Here is a 17,504-nt window from a genome sequence, read left to right on the forward strand (position 1 = left end):
TTTCGCTGCATTCGTCGCCTTGCCCTGAACAACGGCAACACTCGCGCAGAGCCGTGCAGGATTAAATGGATGTCCCCAATAGTTTATCGAGCAACCAAAAACAGCGAACAGGATAACAAGCCGGATAACAAACGAATGACAGGCGGGTTATGGGTCATGCGGGGAAAAGAGACAGGCTGGTCAGCCAATACGAGCAGACTGCCCGTCGCAGATACCAGTCACCCCAGTATCAACGACGGGCCGGAGACCCGCATACAGAATGGATATAACCAATGCTTAATGAGTGACTTCTGAAGCACTCATCGAGGACGTCGTTTCTTCACTCAGTTTGGACAAGCGATAACGTAATTGCCGTGGCGTCAATCCCAGCACTTTTGCAGCCATGGTCTTGTTGCCGTTGCACTTATCGATGGCTGCGTGAATATCACTCAGTTCATCTTCTTGCACACGCTGGTAAGGACGTGCATACAGAGTCTTGAAATTAGGCACCACTTGTGTTGCCAGAATCTGAGCAATCTGAGCACCAAGGCAGTGCACCAGTTCAAGGCTGACATTGTCCAGTCTTGCACCACGAAGGTCCATCACCAACACAGCCAGTACTGACTGACGCAGCACCAGAGGGACCAACAAGCAACGATCCTGCAACGTCAGGCCACTGGCTTGGGGGTCAAATCGTTCCGGACGCTCACTGCCATCCTTGATGACCAACCATTCACGTGATTCAAACTGACGGCACAAGGCATGTTGGACAGCAAAGCTGTACACACCATTGGTAACACCAGTGGAACAATATTGGGCTTTAAAGCGGCTTGGGGAGTCAGGTAATGCAATGGATACATTACGCAGTTCCGTGTGTTCAGAAATCAACATCAGCAGGCGCTGGATGCTTTCTTCGTCCTGGTAACGACCTTCAATGATTTCAGTCAGGCCTGTCAGCCAATGGGCGGCAGTGGCAGGTTTGGGCTGGCGATAGTCTTGGATATCAGCGATTTTGTACATGGGCAGATCCTCCTTTACATAGTCTTTCGCAAACTCCGTACCAGCTCTGCCAAACCAACCAATAAATTTTGCAGGCAGGTGCCCGGATCATGGCCAGCGCCCAAAAAATCATCAGAACAGGTCAAAAAAGCACTATTGGCTGACTATACGTACCGTACTGCAGGGTTGTGACTGGTTTATCCAGCGTTCTGTCATCACTCTGGAACAGTCAAGGAAGAAAAAAATATTGCCTTTTATCAATAACTGCCCAAGTAAAGCCAGCAATGCTCACAAAAATGCACAAAGAATTATCACAAAGACGACACAGTCGGTGCAAAAGAGTGCAAAGGCAGGATTCAGAGAAACGTTGATGATAAGGACTGGCCGCCGGTCAAACGGATCGAAGACCAGCAGCCGGGCATCCTGTTCCATGCCCTGTCAGCTTTTACCTTGATATACCTTGATGATTATTCAAGCAATGTCAGGATCGTCACTTGGCATATATTCCTTGTGCAGCCAGTTGGCGGTAAAGCGGCACACATCATGAGTCGTTAGCAGACCAGCCAGTCTCTCATTACGCATGACAATCACAGCGCTGCTGCCATTGTCTGCCATATAAGCCAGCACGACATCCAGACGCGTGTGCAGATCAACCCGGGCCACGCGTCGTTGACACATATCACCGACCACCAGCTCCTGGCTATCATCCAGATTGTGTCCAGGCTGCTGCGCCAACTTGATATCGTCAGCCCCTAACAACCCGATCACCTCATCACCATCCATCACCGGCAGATGATGACACTGATGTTGTGCCATCAAGTCTGCGGCTTCTGTTAACCGTGTGTTTTCACCAATATGCAGAGGGAATGCTGTCATTACTTCAGCGAGCGTTGGCATGTGTCTCATACAACGAATCTCCGATATTATTATTGCGGTAACGATCTGAACAACAAGACTGGGCGCTGACAACAACAGTCACCCACCCTTCAATCAAACGCCGATGCGACCCAGGGTATCCACGATTTGTCGCAAAATCTCAGACAGTGCCGGATGATCCTGATCGAAGCGAATGGCGTACTCTTGCAAGCCTTCCACGACATCACCGCTGTCAGTCAGCTCCATCACTTCAATATCTTCCGCCACTTTTCTCATCAATCCTGCGGTTTCTTCATCCAGCTTCGGGTTGGCCTGCAACTCTTCATGCAATTGCTGAAGCTGTTCCTTTAGTTGATTTTCCATACACACCTCTCTTTTCTACAGTCTGCGAGACAAAACACATTGCCTGACACTACAGGGGACATCCATTTAATCCTGCACGGCTCTGCGCGAGTGTTGCCGTTGTTCAGGGCAAGGCGACAAATGCAGCGAAATGACGAGTCCTTTTCAAATTCGTCAACACCGCACTGGACGGCGGCAACCCGCGCCCTTCGGGGACTGCCGGATGATCTCGACTCGGTGTCGCCGACTTTTGACTTGACCCGTCAGGCCTGCAAGTCGGCTTCGTGATTCGAAACCATCCGGTAGCCCAGAGTGAGCACCGGATTAAATAAATGCCCCTTACAGGCATTGTGCATCAGGATACCTGATCAACAGCTGATCTTGCGCACGATTGTACAAACCCGGCCGGATTAGAGGTCTGTTAGAGAGCTGGAAGAACATCCAAATGGCTGACTATATAGCGATAGCACGGGATAGCGGGAAGGTTTGGGAGGATACAGCGCCAGCAACCATCGGGCTGCAGGCGGCGTGTATAGCAACAAGGTGATCATCCGATCAATAAGTAGCCTGGCAGAAAATGGGCATTCCACAGGACTGGGCGAGACGCTTGAAAGCAGGGAAATTGGCATAATCACCAATATACAACAGTGGGTTACGTGACAAATCCAGCCGTTGCAATTGCGGCAAAATCCGTCCCAGCACATTAAGTAACATGCTGTGACTACCCGCAAGCGGCACCCACACTTCCTGTTGCCCGGCAATACGGGATAAAAATCCAAGTAACAAATTGGAATTTTCATCCATGCTGGAACGTGTATCGGTATACACCAGGTTCAGCCACTGACCTTTGGGCAGATGATAAAAATTTGCCATATGTACGGCCGTTGGCAGCAGGTTTTCTGCCAGCAGATGTATTTTGGCCATCGTTTCCTCGTCAGATACGTCCCCGCTATTATGTCGGGCAGGTACCTGAACCAGCTTCACACTCCATCCTCGAGATGTGATGAATTCCTCTGGAATCCGGGCAAACATAATGTCCTCTGGCTTGCCCAGCCTTTGTGCAGCTTCCATTTCTCCTCCGTTTAACACAGCCAGCTGACCGGGTCAGCGATTCGCTACAATAAGTTCAGTCAGAACTACTGCATATGCAATGCCAACAATGGAAAAATGATATTCAGAGGCAATCAGGCCTAGAAGTTAAGCACTTCGACCAGCACCGTCTTGATAATAAATCCAAGCATGCCCAGCCCCAGTGCAAAGAACAGCACACCCATCCCAAATTTGCCCGCATTTGAGCGTTTTGCCAGGTCATAGATGATAAACATCATGAAGCCAATCAAAATGGCAATGCCGATTGCCATCCCTGCATTCTCAACGTGACTGATATTCATCAGTGTTACCTTCTCCGCAGCTATGGTAAAAATCGGGGGGCACATTTTAGCAACCGCCAGACTCTCAGTACAGGTACTGCCGATCCAATGACTCCAGACTTCGATATATGCATTATTGGCGCAGGTGTGATCGGTCTGGCACTGGCCAGACAATTGTCCCGGCGTTACTCCGTCTTGATACTGGAGCAAGCCGACCTGATTGGCAGTGAAACCAGTAGCCGCAACAGCGAAGTGATTCATGCCGGCCTGTATTACCCGCCAGGCTCCCTGAAAGAAACCCTGTGTCTGCGCGGACGCGCCCTGACCTATCAATTCTGTCAGCAGTTCGACATTCCCCATCAGAAAATCGGCAAGCTGATTGTCAGTCCAACCAATGACCACCCGGAACTGCAGCGGCTGGAACACACAGCCCAGCGCCTTGCCATTCCATTACAACGTTTGGACCGCCACCAGCTACATCAAATGGAACCGGACGTTGCCGCTGCGGCTGCGCTCTGGTCACCGGAAACCGGGATCATCGACAGTCACCGGTTTATGCAAGCCTTGCAGCACCAGGCTGAGCAAGCCGGTGCGCTGTTGGTCTGCCGCAGCCAAATGACATCCGCACACAACCATGGTGATGCCTGGGCCGTTACTATCAACACCTCCGATGGCCCGACCACCATTCATTGCCAGACACTGATTAACGCCGCCGGATTAGAGGCGGTTGCGCTGATGGCCACGATAGATGCTGGTACCAATACCGCAGATACAAATAGTGATGCCCGTCTCCATAACGGAAGCCAGACTGCCGAACGCAATAACACGCCGCCGGTACTGTTTCCGGCCCGTGGACATTACTTCAGCTACCAGGGCAAAAGCCCATTCCGGCATCTGGTTTATCCTTTGCCTGAGCCTGGCCTCGCCGGCCTCGGTGTTCATGCCACCCTGGATCTGGCCGGACAACTGCGCTTTGGCCCGGATGTCGAATATCTTGATCCGCAAGCAGCCTCCAGTCCTGAGCGCTACCATGTCAGTGAGCATTTACGTCGCCCCTTTGCCGCCGCCATACGCCGCTACTGGCCCGCACTGGATGAAAACCAGCTACAGGCCGCATACGCGGGTATTCGCCCCAAGCTGAGTGCCCCAGGCAACACCGCGGCCGACTTTGTTTTTCAGCGAAGTGGCCCCGCCACATCACCCGCCTGGCATCTGTTGGGGATAGAGAGTCCGGGGCTGACCTCGGCATTAGCCATCGCCGAGCATGTCGAACAATTACTGGAAACAAGATGAGTACCATATTGCCTGCAGAGACGGAAATTCCTGTCACCTGTGATGAATGTAATACCGACACTCCCATCGCACTGGTCGAACTCAGATCACTGGCGCTGATCACCTGCCAACACTGTGGCAACCAACGCCAATTCACCCAGGCAGAACTGGACGTCATGCGCCTGGTACTGGTCCAGGCCGGTTACCGTTTTTTGTGATAGATTTTTTTGCGACAAACAAGGCTTGATGGTTCAGCCCAGAACCGATTCTTCCCGCCACCCCCTTCTGCAAGCACCGCCTTCACCCGAATGTCACGGAGCTGAAAAAGAACTGTCACACAGTCCCCCCAAAGTAAAGAGTCATATGTAGCGAACTAATGGCACCATGACTGCACCTATCCAACGCGTCACCATTGTGACTGAAACATTTGCTCCGGAGATCAATGGCGTTGCACATACTCTGTCGCAACTGGTTGAAGGCATGCGTGCACGTGGTATCCAGGTGCAGATCATCCGTCCTCGGCAATACCGTCATGAACAACCGGTCAACACTCATGACCTGCACACAACCTTGCTGCCCGGTATGCCATTACCCGGCTATAAAGAGCTCAAGTTTGGCGTTCCCCTGATTGGCCGTATTTCTTCCGCCCTGAAGGATTTTGCCCCCAATGTGATTTATGTGGCCACCGAAGGCCCGATGGGCTGGGCCGCCGTGCGAGCAGCCCATAAAACCGGAGTGGCTGTCATTAGCGGCTTCCACACCAATTTTCATCAGTACATCGAGCACTACCGCCTGGCTGGACTGGAAAAACTGGCCTATCGTTATCTGCGTTACTTTCATAATCTGACCGCGACCACGCTGGTTCCTACCCGCAGCCAACGGGATGAACTGGACGCCCATGGCTTCCACAACGTGCGGGTATTATCTCGTGGCGTCGACAGCCAGAAGTTTAATCCTTGCCATCGCAGCGCTGCCCTGCGACGCTCCTGGGGAGTGGGTGAACAGGATCTGGTGCTACTTTACGTCGGCCGCATCGCCGGTGAAAAAAACATGGACCTGGCACTGGCGGCCTATCGTCGCCTGCTCAACAGCGATGAGCAGGTACGTATGGTACTGGTTGGCGATGGCCCTGAATTACAGAGCATCCGCGCCCAGTACCCGGAAATTATCTGCTGTGGCATGCGTCGCGGCGATGACCTGGCAACACACTATGCCAGTGGCGATATCTTTCTGTTCCCGAGCAAAACCGATACGTTTGGCAACGTTGTTACCGAAGCCATGGCCAGCGGTCTGGCCGTGGTCAGCTTTGATTATGCCGCCGGACATGAACATATCACCTCCAGCCTGACCGGCATGCTCGCGCCATTTGGTGAAGATGAAACCTATATCCAGCAAGTCGAGATTCTTTCCGACAGTCCGAATTTACTGCAAAAAATTCGTCAGCAAGCTCGCTCACGTGCAGAAACAATTTCATGGAACAGCATAGTGGACGAGTTTATCCAGCGCCTTAACAGCGCCAATACCAAGGTAACCCCTAATGGCAATCGCAAAACAGTTACAGCCAAAGACAGCGCTACTGTTCAGTAAAGCCGATCATCTAGAGCTGAGCCTGTGTCAGCTTATGAACAGAATGGGATACAACCGCAGCGTACGGCTGTTTTTCAAAGGCATCAGTCGCGCCGGTGACGGTGTATTCTGGTATTCACTCGGACTGTTATTGCCTCTGCTGTTCGGTATCGAAGGACTGGCCGTTCTGGGCCATATAGCCATCACCGGCTTGTTGTGTGTTGGCGTCTACAGTCAGCTGAAAAACCGCCTGGTACGCCAGCGGCCGTTTATTTCGTTTGATGCCATTCAGGCCCATACCGCCCCGCTGGACCTGTACAGCTTTCCCTCAGGTCACACCATGAATGCCGTAAACTTCGCGGTATTACTCTGCTTTTTCTTCCCGGTACTGTTCTGGATGGTCGCGCCGTTTGCCTTGTTGGTGGCACTGTCCCGGGTGATTCTGGGGATGCACTACCCGACCGACGTATTGGTGGGTGCTTCTCTCGGCATGTCGATCAGTTATGGCTCGCTCGCCATTTGGCCTGCCGGAATGTTTGCTTTTATTATTTACTGAAAACCGATCAGACAGGCTGCCTGAACCGGCAACAGCCAGCCCTAGAACAAACGCCCCTGGGCCGGATCACCCCCACAATGCCGGGCACCAATACCCAACAGGCGCACCCGCTTGTCCTGTCGACGCATGGCGCTGGCAATCAGCGCAGCAAACCCTTTCAGATCGGCTGCCATATCGTTATCAGCCATGGTGGTCTGGGTAAAATCAGCAAACTTGACCTTCACAAACGGTGCCAGCTCGTCGGCCTGCCAACCGGCATTTGCCACTCGTTGCTGCCAGCGCTGCCACAAATCCGGCAACTGCTGTAAACATTCTGCCTCACTGGTCAAATCGTAATGGAACGTCTGCTCCACACTGACCGTCTTGCGTTCTCGCACTTCCCGCAAAGGCCGGTGATCAATACCGCGACAACGTTCGTACAGCACCGCCCCCATACGACCATAACGATGAATCAGATGCGCCATCGACAGCCCCTGCAAATCGGCACAGACAGACAAACCATCCGCCGCCAGTCGCTCGCTCAGTTTCGGCCCCACACCGGGAATTTTCCGCACCGGTAATGACTCGACAAACGCCGCCACCTCAGTGTTGGCAATCTGCCAGATACCGTCTGGCTTATTATAATCACTGGCAATTTTGGCCAGATATTTGTTAGGCGCAATACCTGCCGACACCGTCACACCCACCTGACACGCCACTTCGTAACGAATCGCCTCAGCAACTCCACGCGCATCGTCAGCCGCCGTCAATTCAAGATAAGCCTCATCGATAGAGACCTGCTCAAACACTCGCGCATACGGTCGCATAATGGCCATAATCTGCTGCGATGCCTGCCGATAACGCGGCATATCCGTCGGTAACAACACCAGTTCCGGACACAAACGAAACGCATGGGCAGACGCCATGGCCGATCGAACCCCATAGCGCCTTGCATTATAATTACAGGTTGAGATCACACCGCGTCTGGCAGGGTCACCCCCTACCGCCAACGGCCGGTCGCGCAGATGGGGCTGATCGCGCATTTCGATAGCGGCAAAAAAACAATCACAATCGATATGCAGTATCTGACGTGGAGACATTTCCATAGCACAACCCCTAAACTGTACATACATACAGTATCAAATACAGGTCATCAGGGGAATACTTCAATCGTAGCGCTAACCAGGCCATAAATCAGGGGACGAGCCAGTCAGCAGCGTGGCGAACAGCGTCAACCGGTGTTAGCCTGACAGGGTTAAAAAAAGGAACCTAAAGTGAACAACGATAACCAGGCAACAGAAATATTTTTAACCCGGATAGAGAATAATGACCATCCGTTCTCTGAAACTCTGGACTATATTGACAAGCACTATGTTTTTTCCGCCTCCGCCTTTACCAACGGAGCGCTGGACAACAGCAGCGACCAAAACCAGGGATCATGCCGGGTACTGGCATTGGCCAGCCTGCTGAAACTGACCACCGAACAGACATTACGCTGTTTTGGTGAGCATTATCGTGATGTTCTGGCCAGCCCGGACGGCGACAGCCACCAGAACATCCGCCAGTTACAACATCATGGTATGGAAGCCGTTCGCTTTGAACACTTCCCGTTGAGAACAAAATAGTATGACTGCGCCTGTTCTGGATATGAAAACCGGGATGACGCCACTGACCACGCTGACATTTCACAGCACCGAGCCAGACGTCATCAGTGCCGACTTGCAACGCCGGCGATCAGAAGCTCCGGCCTTGTTCCAGGGGCTTCCTTGTCTGATCTCCTTACAGGAGCTGGACCCGGAACACACCAGTCTGGCCAGTCTTACCACATTACTGCGCCAGCATGGACTTGTTCCTGTAGGTGTACGCTACAGCTCGGAAGCCTGGCAAGCGGCCTGCAAAGCCTTGTGCCTGGCAGATTTTGGCCACTCATCGGTCAAAACCGTGCGGCAAAAACCAGCGGCAGTGCCAGCAGAGGCGGAACAGGCCGTCAGTGAGCAGAAAACCCGCGGCCTGGGACTGGAAGCACAGACGATCCCCGCCCGAGCGATTAAAGTGCACAACAGCAATGTCCGCTCCGGTCAGCAGCTTTATTTTGATGGCGACCTGATCGTAATGGGTACCATCAGCCCCGGTGCAGAAGTACTGGCAACCGGTGATATACAGATTATGGGCAGGTTGCGCGGCAAGGCACTGGCAGGCGTCAAGGGTAATCCGGACGCAATGATCAGCTGTTTACAATTTGATGCCCAGCTGGTCGCTATTGCTGGCCAGTACCAATTATTTGAAGACGATCACCCCTTAAAAAACAGCAGCGTGCTGGTCCGGCTGGTTGATGACCACTTAACCCTCACCGGCTCGGATAAATAACCAAATTGGCAGGATGAATACCGTGGCAAAAATAATCGTGGTGACCTCCGGAAAAGGCGGAGTAGGAAAGACAACCACCAGCGCTGCGTTTGCAGCAGCATTGGCCATGCAGAACCACAAAACCGTTGTGATCGATTTTGATGTGGGCCTGCGTAATCTCGATCTGGTCATGGGCTGTGAGCGCCGGGTTGTGTACGACTTTGTTAACCTGATCCAGGGTGAATCCACCTTGTCCCAAACCCTGATCAAAGACAAGCGACTCGACAATCTTTACGTACTGCCCGCCTCACAAACCAGAGACAAGGATGCACTGAGCCTGGAAGGCGTCGAACGAGTGCTCAATGAGCTGGCAGAAACCTTTGAATTTATTATCTGTGACTCACCTGCCGGAATCGAGCACGGAGCCCAGATGGCGCTCTATTTTGCGGAAGAAGCCATTATTGTCACCAACCCGGAAGTCTCTTCGGTACGGGATTCGGATCGCATTATTGGTATTCTGCAAAGCAAGTCCCGTGTCGCCGCACAAGGCGGCTCAGTCAAGGAACACTTGCTGCTGACCCGTTACAACCCGGAGCGGGTTGAGCGTGGAGAAATGCTCTCCGTCACCGATGTCGAAGACATCCTCGCCATCCCGTTACTGGGAGTGATCCCAGAGTCTGAAGCCGTGCTCAAAGCTTCCAACCAGGGCGTGCCGGTTGTGCACGACAGCGACAGCGATGCCGGTCAGGCCTATGCCGACTCCGTTGCCCGCTACCTCGGCGAAGATCGCCCACACCGTTTTCTTGAAAAGCAGAAAAAAGGCTTCCTGAAACGGGTTTTTGGAGGTTGATATGAGTTTGTTAAAACGATTCCGAAAAGACGACACCAGCTCCGCATCCGTTGCCAAAGAACGGTTGCGGGTGCTGGTTGCCCACGACCGCTTACGTAACAATGGCCCCGACTACCTGCCCCAGCTGGAACGGGAAATACTGGCGGTGATTCGGAAATACGTCGAGATCGGCGACAAAGACGTCAACGTGCACCTGGAAAACCATGGCCAGACATCCATTCTTGAACTTAATGTCACTCTGCCGGACCGCTAGCCTGGGCTTACGCTGAAACGGGCCTGCCCGGTTTTCCTTTGTTGTCATGGAAAGCCGGTCTGCCACCACTCATTACGCCACTCGTTCCACCATTCACCTTGCCACTCAAGGCAACGACAAACCCGCCAGCTTGCACAACAACCGCACAAACGCCAGGCCACTACCCAGCTCAGCGCTTTCATTCATGGTGTGATACCCCGTCGTTGGAATCTGCAGAGTGGTGCCATCCACCAAGCCTCCAGACGCCGCCACAATACGTCCCATCTCCGTACTGCCCAACGATTTGGCTGCTAACCCGGCCGCAGCCAGCTGGCGATTTTGCTGTTCAATATAGTCATCCTTGAAGCGGTAGCTCAGCCCCAGCTGCTCACAACCCGAGACCAGCGCCTGGGTCAGTTCATGATTAAACCCGGCGTTGGCATCCTTGTGGCGCAACACCAGTTGCTGCTGGCTGGCGGCAGCAATATCCGGGTAAGGGCTGGTATCCACCACCACCAGCTGATTGGTTGTACCACCAAAGCGCCGAAACCATTCGAGCAAATACCGCCAGCTGCGGCCAGCTTCTTCCTGGGCAGTAAAAAATGCCGTGCCACAGAATCCCAGCTCAAACAAATACACCAGCATCGCCGCCGTCAGCACATTATCCAGCTGACCATACAAACGGCCCTGTGCTATCCGTAATCTATCCTGGAACGCAACCGGCGTCCCGGCCACCAGATGCGACATACCATCCAGCTCAAAAATCAGGTTATTACGATAAGGGCAAATATAGGCATTACGAATAGTGCCCTGCCCCCGATACGCTCCCGACCATGGGTCATAAGCGAACACGCCTTCGTTCACAAAGCGGTCAACAATCTGCAACATCAGTTCTTCCGATACCGAATTGCCCAACAGGTCCGAACGCCCGCCACAGACAAAAGCCGCGTACTGGAACTCATTCGGGCCAGTGCATATCAGGCCGTGACGATCAATATGAGCCGAGAACATCAGCGAGTCCGGCTTATTGCCCTGGGCGACCAACAAGCCCTCATACCAGGTCACACGAGCGCCGCGGTCCTCCAGCTCCCGTTGTAACACCCGGAAAAACGAGTGCTCAGCCCCCACGACCGACGGGCTGCGAATCAGGCTTTTGATAATATCCAGCAGGGGCGCTGGCAGAGATACTGACGCTGAGGACGCTGCGACAGACGACAGGCCAGTCAGGGAAGCAGGTGAGATCATGGGATATCCTGGCAAAAACAATCAATCAATCAATCAGAAAGCATCATCAACAATGCCGTTCAGAATCGAACGGCATCCCGGACTAATCCGCAAAATCGATATCAAAACCGAGCAGTTCTTCCAGCATCTTGTGCTCCAGAATCGCCTCAGCCCGACGCTTTTTACGTTCGTAATCTTCACTACGATGACGCAAGCGCCGCGGAGGCATATCCTCATCGTTATCGCGATCAATATCAGATTCATGAGTAGACGGGCGCATGGGGACCTCCTTGGGTTAATAACGCGAGACACCGTATCAATTGCGTGGTTTATCCAGAGATGCGAACAATGAAAAGCGAATTTTTGCCATCTTCTCGAGAAGAATAATTTGCTGGTGTTTGCCTGGGCACAAGGCCATTATCGGTGCCCCGACCTATTCCTCCTCCGCAGCAACCACTGAGTCCCCTCCTCCATTTTGAATACCTCTTTGTTCCAATATATTGAAGAGCAACTGTTGAGCAATGGCCTGGCGGTCTGCCAACCCTTTGACTTGCAACTGCCACTCACACCGCTGGCCGAACTGTCACAGCAACTGCGCACCCGGGTAATGAACCTGGACGAACAAAAGCTGCAATTGGCCGGCACCGGGCGCGAACAGGCCCACCAGCTGAATCGCCAGATTCGCCGTGACCGGATTCGTTGGCTGACCCAGGAAAACCCGGCAGAAAAAGCCTGGCTCGACTTTATGGCGCAGCTGCAGCAACACCTCAACCGTACCTTGCTGTTAGGGCTGTTCAGTTATGAATGCCATTTTTCCCATTACCGCCCCGGGGATTTTTATCAGAAGCACAAGGACGCCTTTATTGGCCAGTCCAACCGGGTGCTCAGTACCGTGTTGTATCTCAATCCGGACTGGCAGGCAGACGAAGGCGGGGAATTACTGATTTATGGCGATGAGGAAAATGACGCCGTGCGCTCTCGGCTGTTGCCGCAGTTTGGCACTCTGGTGACCTTTTTAAGCGAAGAATTTCCGCACGAAGTACTGGCAGCCAACCGGCACCGTTACAGTATTGCCGGTTGGTTTCGTTTAAACAGCAGTGTCAGTCACCGGGTCGACCCGCCGCGCTAAGCAGCGCAATGGCCAGCCAACGCCGGGGCAACACTCGATACAACACTCAAGACAGCACAGAAAATGGCACCGGGGAGATACCCGGGCCAGTCACCATCAGTCCAGTGCAACCACAATCCGGCCTCGCACTTTACCCGCCAGCAAATCGGAGGCTGTCTCGATCACCTGTTCCAGGCCAATTTCCCGTGTAATACCCGCCAGCATCTCAGCATCCACCAGCTCCGCCAGTTGCTTCCAGGCCGCCAAACGATCGGCTTTTGGCCGCATCACACTGTCGACACCAGCCAGAGTGATCCCCCGCAAAATAAAGGGCATCACCGTCGCAGGCAGATCCGCACCCTGAGCCAGGCCACACGCCGCCACGGTACCGCCATAACGAGTGCCGGCCAGTACATTCGCCAGGGTATGACTGCCTACCGAATCCACCGCCCCGGCCCATTGTTCTTTCTGCAACGGTTTGCCCGGCTCTGAGAGCAACTGCCGCTCAATAATATCGGCAGCGCCCAACTGTTTCAGATAATCCGCTTCCTCTGGACGGCCGGTCGAAGCAATCACCCGATACCCCAGACGCGACAACAAACCAATGGCAAAACTGCCTACACCGCCATTGGCACCGGTAACCAGAATATCCCCTTGATCCGGTGTCACGCCGTTACGTTGCAAAGCCTGCACACACAACATGGCGGTATAACCCGCAGTACCAATCGACATTGCCTGCTGACCCGACAAGCCTTCTGGCAGAGGAATCAGCCAGTCGCTGTTCAGTCGTGCTCGCTGCGCCAGACCACCACTGTGCACTTCCCCGACCCCAAAGCCGTTTAACAGCACCGTATCACCGACAGCAAAAGCCTCGCTGCTGCAGGATTCCACCGTGCCGACCAGGTCGATACCGGGAGTCAAAGGAAAACGGCGCACGACCGGAGCCTTGCCCGTAAGCGCCAGGCCATCTTTGTAGTTAAGCGTGGAATAATGCACTTTGACCGTTACATCCCCTTCGGGTAATGCACTGTCGTCCAGCTGTGTCAGCTCGGCACGATAGCCTTGGTCATCCTTATTGATCTGGATTGCCTTGAACATCAGAGTCTCCGTCCGGCGCTGCCGGTGTGTTTGGTTAATTTAGACTGATCGTCTTTTAATAGTGATAAAAAATACCAGCGCTTGCCCAGCAACTTCCTGCGCAAGGATGGTTGATATCGCCCTCGCCAACCGGCAAGCGACGATCGTTATCGTGGTGGTTTGCCTCAGGCATCCACCGCTGGCCTGCGAATCGACCACAGAAACCAGTCTCGAAAAAAACGCAGCGGCCGGGTGCTGCCTTCCAGCCGGGCACGCATTACCGCACCTTCCCAACCAACCCAGAAAACATGAGCCAGCATCACACAATCCGCGTCGGCCGCAATCAGCTGGGCTTGCTGCGCCCGTTGCAGACATTGCTGTAACTGCTGCTCCCAACCCGCCAGAATATTCTGCAGCGGTTGGCGCAGACTGTCGGGCAGCTGACCTACTTCCTGCCCCAAGTTGCCAACCAGACAGCCATTACGATACTGATGCCGCTCCATCCAGCTCATGGCACCATCGGTAAAGTCTTCCAGTTGCTGTAATGGCGTCAGGGCATCGTTGTTAAAACTGCGTGCCAGCACCCGGTCAAAATACTGCCCGTAACTCTCAACCACCGCCGCCACATAGGCTTCTTTACTGGCAAAAAAATGGTAGAAAGAACCTTTTGGCACTCCGACCCGTTTTAATACCTGATCGATACCGGTGGCCGTAAAGCCCTGCTCGGTCAGTACGTCTACGCCACTGCGCACCAATAAGGCGCGGGTCTCGCTGACGCTGCGGCCATCTTTGGGTGGTCGACCACGACGGCGAGAAGCTGGAGCGGATGAGGAATCGGGTGTCTTGATAATGTTCATGCCCAATATTAGACCGATCGTCTTATTAATGGCAAGACCTCAGCTGAAATAAACATCCAGACCTCAAGCTCCAGCTTCCCAAACTCCAGCTTCCCAAACTCCAGCTTCCCAAACCCAAAACCCCGGAACGTCAGGGCCTCTGTAACTCAATCAGCTCAAACGTCAGGCTGCCACCCTGAAACATCTCAAGGTCCATTGGTTCTTCACGCTGCAGACGTATCAGGCCAACACCGGGGGCATACCATTCAGACTGCACCACCTCAACCTCCTGATAACCCAGCCGCGGGTCAGCGTACAACCCAATCCGGCCACGCCCCTCAATCCGGATACAATGCTGGAACTCCCCTGCCGGAGTGCTCAGTACCAGGCCGGTTTCGGCCACTTCGTAAGTCATAACAAATTCATTATTGCCTTGATTCCAGGCCACATGGCTTTGGGTACTGTGCAGTACATACGGTCGGGTGGTCTGATTCCAGCTGATGCCCTGCTCCAGTTCATCCGGAGGTGGCATCACCAGCACCGGCTCGGCATCAAGACGAGGTTTTTTTTCAATCAGGGTACGCTTGCCCACACGATAGGTTCCGCTGAGATCCCGCAACAGATAATAATCCGTACCGTCACTGGTATGACGAACCACCATCTGTGGAGTAGCCATCACCTCTGCCAGCTCAACCGGGGTATCGATACGCCGGGTTGTCACCTCAAAGCGATGGACACTGCGTTGCTGCTGGCGCGCTTCGGTCACTTGATAGTGCCAGTGCCAGCCGGGCTGCAACGGGAAATAGTCATCACTGGCCGGAGCCTGGCCGCACCCCGCCAGCAGCGCAGTTATCAACCCGGGCAACAAGACCGGCAATCGCCCGGGCCCAACATCAGGAGCCGATCCATAAAAACACAGATACCGAAACAACCGCAGGCTACGCATTGTGACTCCTATTTTTCCGGTAGTGACGGGTCAGGTACAGCCACAAACTCAAGATCCAGAGGATGCTCTCCCAGCTGCTGGCGGAAGCGTTTGACCTCGGGCAAGTCGTCACCACCCGCTTTTATCCCCAACTGCAGATTCCCCGCCTTGGCCCGACGCATGGCACTTTCAACCCGGGCGTGCAGCTCCTGGTCATACGGCAGCTGATAAGCCCGTGGTTCGGGCGCCAGCTGATCCTTGTACAAATCAGTCAACCAGAGGTAAATCGCTCCCTCAGTACCATCGCTGTCGTCCGGTTCTTCAATAACGGCAAAATGCAGTAAAAACTTGTCTGGCACCTCAACACTCGCGGGCCAGCCCTGGCTGTCTTTCCAGCCCAGATAACTGCCCCAGTACAAGCCAGAGGCCAGCACCAGCAACATCAGTTTGGCTATCACCGACCAGTGACTGCTGATCAACGCCAGCACCAGCAAGGCCACCATCGCGGTATAGGCCAAAACCAAAAGCAACAGGGTTTCCGTCATTTATCCTCTCCCCGAACCAGGCTTTTTTGCAGCTGGTTGATATTGGTGACTTTGCCTTCCGGCGTAATCGTGAAACGAAAGGCGGTCACTTCATCACCTTCCTTGCTCAGCACTTCGGTGTGGTAAAACAGCACGTTCATTTTTGGATTCACTTCGGCCAGATACACGGTCGCAGGCACTTCGATACTGTCTGACGAGTGCAGCGGGTCCACTCCCTGCTGGGTTTTGAAATAATGCAGGTTGACGATGTACTCTCCCGCCGGACGCCCCCGGATGGTCAGCACTTCCTGATTGAGCGGATTACGAACCTCTACGCCATTCACCACCTGAACATCGTTAATCATGCCGCGATCATCCCGGTCCAGGTGCATCAATCCAGCCTGGGGTTGTTTGTAGCTCACCTGCTTCCCATCCGGGCCAGAGACCCAGATATCGACATCGTTGGGATTGCCATCCGGCCAGCTGACCGTAATCAGGAACTCCGCCTTGGGATCAACAATGCCGGTCCTGGCCGGTGGGTTCAGCAAGATCAATGCAACCAGAAACAGAAAGGTAAAGGTCAGCAGCGCGTTAAACAGTAAGTCGGTAAAGGGGTCGATGTCCGTATGTGTGTTATGACGGAACAACGCCATCAGCCCGCACTCATACGGTCGTTGGATAACACGGTCTGGCCCAGCGTCACGGCATCGGCCACCAGGCGGTCGGCAGAGCGATCCAGCAGCAGGTATTGCAGCCCCAATAAAATGCTGCAAACCAGCCCGACCAGTGTGGTATTCATCGCCACGCCCATACCGGTGGTCATTTGCTGCATCAGGACTTTCAGGTCAGACGTATCCAGATTCTCCAACCCCGACACCGACCCCAACATCAGCATAAAGCCGACCACGGTTCCCAGCAGCCCCAGCTTGACCAGGACACCGGTCATAAACCAGCCGACCTGATGACTGCCACGGACACGCTCCGCCAGGATTTCTGCGGCGAGGGCATTGTCTTGCTGAAGCGGGCCAAGCCCTTGTAAATACTGACCGCCCAGGGATGGCTCGGATGCCAACGCCAGCGAAGGAGCTGCTTGCCAGGCGCGCTGCATACGCGTCAATGCCAGGGCTTCTGCAGTCAGAATCCAGCTGCGATAGCCGCAATGACCACAGCCAACCACAAACACCAGTAAAATTACGCTGCTGATACGGGTGACATCTGCGGCCAGCAAGGTATTCAGCACTCCAAGATCCAGTAACAGCCAGGTGACAAATATCATCAGCCCCAACAACAGGAGCCAGTGCAACAGCATTTGGTAAGAGGCCGGATTAGGGCTGGAAGAAGACATACCGCCACCTGCGATGGATGTGTTGTATTCGGTGACTTCTTATCTTGCGTGAAGCAGCGCCGCAGGTCAGCGCTACTATAGAACCGGGTGAAGGGCCG

The 17,504-nt window shown here is 53.9% G+C and carries 23 protein-coding genes; 9 read left to right on the forward strand and 14 right to left on the reverse strand.

Annotated features, from left to right (window positions below):
* Positions 1–276 precede the first annotated feature (276 nt).
* From Q8W22_RS10375 to Q8W22_RS10395, 5 genes are all read right to left on the reverse strand, one after another.
* The gene (locus Q8W22_RS10375) at positions 277–999 is read right to left on the reverse strand and encodes a helix-turn-helix domain-containing protein (RefSeq protein ID WP_303432493.1); all 723 of its coding nucleotides are present in this window, start codon (positions 997–999) and stop codon (positions 277–279) included.
* A 450-nt stretch (positions 1,000–1,449) separates the two neighbouring features.
* Complete coding sequence (locus tag Q8W22_RS10380; protein ID WP_303432494.1) at positions 1,450–1,884, reverse strand: CBS domain-containing protein; 435 nt, start codon at positions 1,882–1,884, stop codon at positions 1,450–1,452.
* Between the two features lie 84 nt (positions 1,885–1,968).
* Positions 1,969–2,217 carry a DUF4404 family protein gene (locus Q8W22_RS10385; RefSeq protein ID WP_303432495.1) on the reverse strand — a complete coding sequence of 83 codons (249 nt, stop codon included), beginning with the start codon at positions 2,215–2,217 and terminating at the stop codon, positions 1,969–1,971.
* A gap of 534 nt (positions 2,218–2,751) precedes the next feature.
* A complete protein-coding gene (locus Q8W22_RS10390; protein ID WP_303432496.1) occupies positions 2,752–3,120 on the reverse strand; it encodes a hypothetical protein in 369 nt (122 codons plus the stop codon).
* A 266-nt stretch (positions 3,121–3,386) separates the two neighbouring features.
* Complete coding sequence (locus tag Q8W22_RS10395) at positions 3,387–3,587, reverse strand: DUF2788 domain-containing protein (RefSeq protein ID WP_303432497.1); 201 nt, start codon at positions 3,585–3,587, stop codon at positions 3,387–3,389.
* Positions 3,588–3,674: 87 nt separating this feature from the next.
* Between Q8W22_RS10395 and Q8W22_RS10400 the strand changes: the two genes are divergently transcribed.
* The 4 genes from Q8W22_RS10400 to Q8W22_RS10415 all read left to right on the forward strand — a co-directional run bounded on the left by Q8W22_RS10400 (position 3,675) and on the right by Q8W22_RS10415 (position 6,960).
* Positions 3,675–4,859: an NAD(P)/FAD-dependent oxidoreductase gene (locus Q8W22_RS10400; RefSeq protein ID WP_305452323.1), complete on the forward strand. Its 1,185-nt coding sequence runs from the start codon at positions 3,675–3,677 to the stop codon at positions 4,857–4,859.
* Positions 4,856–5,056, forward strand: a complete 201-nt coding sequence (locus tag Q8W22_RS10405) for a hypothetical protein (RefSeq protein ID WP_303432500.1) — start codon at positions 4,856–4,858, stop codon at positions 5,054–5,056. Before Q8W22_RS10400 ends, Q8W22_RS10405 begins: the two co-directional genes overlap by 4 nt.
* A 166-nt stretch (positions 5,057–5,222) precedes the next feature.
* Entirely contained in the window at positions 5,223–6,425 is a 1,203-nt protein-coding gene (locus Q8W22_RS10410) for a glycosyltransferase family 1 protein (RefSeq protein WP_303432501.1), read from the forward strand.
* Between the two features lie 34 nt (positions 6,426–6,459).
* Entirely contained in the window at positions 6,460–6,960 is a 501-nt protein-coding gene (locus Q8W22_RS10415) for a phosphatase PAP2 family protein (protein ID WP_303432502.1), read from the forward strand.
* A 41-nt stretch (positions 6,961–7,001) separates the two neighbouring features.
* On the opposite strand, the gene dinB is transcribed toward Q8W22_RS10415, so the two are convergent.
* Positions 7,002–8,045, reverse strand: coding sequence for a DNA polymerase IV (gene dinB, locus Q8W22_RS10420; RefSeq protein WP_305415207.1), 1,044 nt, complete (start codon positions 8,043–8,045; stop codon positions 7,002–7,004).
* A 168-nt stretch (positions 8,046–8,213) separates the two neighbouring features.
* Between dinB and Q8W22_RS10425 the strand changes: the two genes are divergently transcribed.
* The 4 genes from Q8W22_RS10425 to minE are packed head-to-tail and all read left to right on the forward strand — an operon-like array spanning position 8,214 to position 10,388.
* Positions 8,214–8,564, forward strand: a complete 351-nt coding sequence (locus tag Q8W22_RS10425) for a HopJ type III effector protein (RefSeq protein WP_305415206.1) — start codon at positions 8,214–8,216, stop codon at positions 8,562–8,564.
* A 1-nt stretch (position 8,565) separates the two neighbouring features.
* On the forward strand, positions 8,566–9,306 hold the full coding sequence (minC, locus tag Q8W22_RS10430; protein ID WP_305415205.1) for a septum site-determining protein MinC: 741 nt from the start codon (positions 8,566–8,568) through the stop codon (positions 9,304–9,306).
* A 22-nt stretch (positions 9,307–9,328) separates the two neighbouring features.
* A complete protein-coding gene (minD, locus tag Q8W22_RS10435; RefSeq protein ID WP_303432507.1) occupies positions 9,329–10,135 on the forward strand; it encodes a septum site-determining protein MinD in 807 nt (268 codons plus the stop codon).
* Position 10,136: 1 nt separating this feature from the next.
* On the forward strand, positions 10,137–10,388 hold the full coding sequence (minE, locus tag Q8W22_RS10440; RefSeq protein ID WP_303432508.1) for a cell division topological specificity factor MinE: 252 nt from the start codon (positions 10,137–10,139) through the stop codon (positions 10,386–10,388).
* 105 nt (positions 10,389–10,493) lie between these two features.
* On the opposite strand, the gene Q8W22_RS10445 is transcribed toward minE, so the two are convergent.
* Positions 10,494–11,612: a peptidase M42 gene (locus tag Q8W22_RS10445; protein WP_305452324.1), complete on the reverse strand. Its 1,119-nt coding sequence runs from the start codon at positions 11,610–11,612 to the stop codon at positions 10,494–10,496.
* An 82-nt stretch (positions 11,613–11,694) separates the two neighbouring features.
* Positions 11,695–11,871 (reverse strand): hypothetical protein, encoded by a 177-nt coding sequence (locus tag Q8W22_RS10450; protein ID WP_303432510.1) that lies wholly within the window; start codon positions 11,869–11,871, stop codon positions 11,695–11,697.
* 207 nt (positions 11,872–12,078) lie between these two features.
* Between Q8W22_RS10450 and Q8W22_RS10455 the strand changes: the two genes are divergently transcribed.
* On the forward strand, positions 12,079–12,720 hold the full coding sequence (locus Q8W22_RS10455; RefSeq protein ID WP_305452325.1) for a 2OG-Fe(II) oxygenase: 642 nt from the start codon (positions 12,079–12,081) through the stop codon (positions 12,718–12,720).
* Between the two features lie 96 nt (positions 12,721–12,816).
* On the opposite strand, the gene Q8W22_RS10460 is transcribed toward Q8W22_RS10455, so the two are convergent.
* The 6 genes from Q8W22_RS10460 to Q8W22_RS10485 form a co-directional block, all read right to left on the reverse strand.
* Positions 12,817–13,797: an MDR family oxidoreductase gene (locus Q8W22_RS10460; RefSeq protein WP_305415201.1), complete on the reverse strand. Its 981-nt coding sequence runs from the start codon at positions 13,795–13,797 to the stop codon at positions 12,817–12,819.
* Positions 13,798–13,961: 164 nt separating this feature from the next.
* Complete coding sequence (locus Q8W22_RS10465; protein ID WP_305452326.1) at positions 13,962–14,633, reverse strand: TetR/AcrR family transcriptional regulator; 672 nt, start codon at positions 14,631–14,633, stop codon at positions 13,962–13,964.
* Between the two features lie 130 nt (positions 14,634–14,763).
* Positions 14,764–15,558 (reverse strand): hypothetical protein, encoded by a 795-nt coding sequence (locus Q8W22_RS10470; RefSeq protein ID WP_305452327.1) that lies wholly within the window; start codon positions 15,556–15,558, stop codon positions 14,764–14,766.
* A gap of 8 nt (positions 15,559–15,566) precedes the next feature.
* Positions 15,567–16,082: a hypothetical protein gene (locus Q8W22_RS10475; protein ID WP_303432517.1), complete on the reverse strand. Its 516-nt coding sequence runs from the start codon at positions 16,080–16,082 to the stop codon at positions 15,567–15,569.
* Positions 16,079–16,714, reverse strand: coding sequence for a hypothetical protein (locus tag Q8W22_RS10480; protein WP_305452328.1), 636 nt, complete (start codon positions 16,712–16,714; stop codon positions 16,079–16,081). The genes Q8W22_RS10475 and Q8W22_RS10480 overlap by 4 nt, the downstream gene beginning before the upstream one ends.
* Positions 16,714–17,406 carry a MotA/TolQ/ExbB proton channel family protein gene (locus tag Q8W22_RS10485; protein WP_305452329.1) on the reverse strand — a complete coding sequence of 231 codons (693 nt, stop codon included), beginning with the start codon at positions 17,404–17,406 and terminating at the stop codon, positions 16,714–16,716. The genes Q8W22_RS10480 and Q8W22_RS10485 overlap by 1 nt, the downstream gene beginning before the upstream one ends.
* Positions 17,407–17,504 lie beyond the last annotated feature (98 nt).

It is taken from the genome of Oceanobacter sp. 1_MG-2023, assembly GCF_030689025.1.
Classification (GTDB): domain Bacteria; phylum Pseudomonadota; class Gammaproteobacteria; order Pseudomonadales; family Oceanobacteraceae; genus Oceanobacter.